Source organism: Teichococcus deserti, from assembly GCF_001982615.1.
Classification (GTDB): domain Bacteria; phylum Pseudomonadota; class Alphaproteobacteria; order Acetobacterales; family Acetobacteraceae; genus Pseudoroseomonas; species Pseudoroseomonas deserti.
In genome coordinates this window covers 1-1,013 of the sequence record NZ_MLCO01000520.1, presented here as the reverse complement: position 1 = coordinate 1,013, position 1,013 = coordinate 1, and the positions used below count along the sequence as shown (strand labels likewise).

The 1,013-nt window shown below is 75.0% G+C and carries 2 protein-coding genes; one reads left to right on the top strand and one right to left on the bottom strand.

Going from position 1 to position 1,013, the window contains the following annotated elements:
• A partial coding sequence (locus BKE38_RS29675; protein ID WP_076960671.1) for an SH3 domain-containing protein occupies positions 1 to 462 on the top strand: 462 nt, incomplete at its 5' end.
• Between the two features lie 22 nt (positions 463 to 484).
• Here the strand turns inward: BKE38_RS29675 and BKE38_RS29670 are convergent.
• A partial coding sequence (locus BKE38_RS29670) for a transglutaminase family protein (RefSeq protein ID WP_131829808.1) occupies positions 485 to 1,013 on the bottom strand: 529 nt, incomplete at its 5' end.

The following is a 1,013-nucleotide window of genomic DNA, read 5'->3' as shown; positions in this document are numbered from 1 at the left end:
GAGCCGCCGCCGGCCGCTGCCGCGCCGCCGACCGGCACGGTGACCGGACTGCCGGTGCCGCGCTTCGTCTCGCTGCGCAGCGACGAGGTCAATCTGCGGATCGGCCCGGACACCCGCTTCCCGATCGAGTGGACCTACCAGCGGCGCGACATGCCGGTGGAGATTATCCGCGAATACAACCAGTGGCGCCGCATCCGCGACATCGACGGCACCGAGGGCTGGGTGCACCAGTCGACCCTGGCCGGCCGCCGCACCTTCCTGGTGCGTGGCGCCGAGCGCAGCCTGCACCGCAGCGAGGGCGAGGGCAGCAGCGTCGTCGCGCGCCTGATGCCCGGTGTGGTCGGCCGCATCCGCCATTGCCGCGCCGAGAGCCATTGGTGCGAGGTGCAGATCGCCGACCACCGCGGCTACATCAAGCGCAGCGATATCTGGGGCGTCTCGCCGACCGAGGACGTCAACTAGCCTGAAGCGGGCCGGCCCTGCCTCAGTGCAGGCGCTGGCGCAGCTCCACCGCCAGCGCCCGGGCGCGCTCCGCGGCGTCGCCCTCCGGCACCAGGGCCAGGAAGCGGTCCAGGCATTGCAGCGCGGCGCCGATGCGGTCCAGCCGCTGGTGCATCAGCGCCGCCTCGCGCCACAGCGGCGCGGCGTCGGGGGCGAAGCGCAGCATGTCCTCGGTGCAGGCCAGCGCGCCGGCCAGGTCGCCGGCGCGCAGCCGCCGCAGCTTGATGTTGTTCTGCAGCCGCAGCAGCACGTCGCGCCGCGCGACGGGCCCCAGCATGCCCGGCTGCAGCTCGGCCTGCGGGCCCTGCATCGCCTTCAGCAGGGCGCGCAGCTCCGGCGCCTGCAGCGGCCCGCCGCCATGGAAGGGGTCGACCACCGCGCCGCCGCCCAGCCCCCCGGGCCGGCCTTCCAGCGCGATCAGGAAATGGCCGGGGAAGTCCAGCCCGTGCGCGGACCAGCCGGCGGCCTCGGCGGCGTGCAGCCAGAGCAGGCCGAGCGCCACCGGCAGGCCG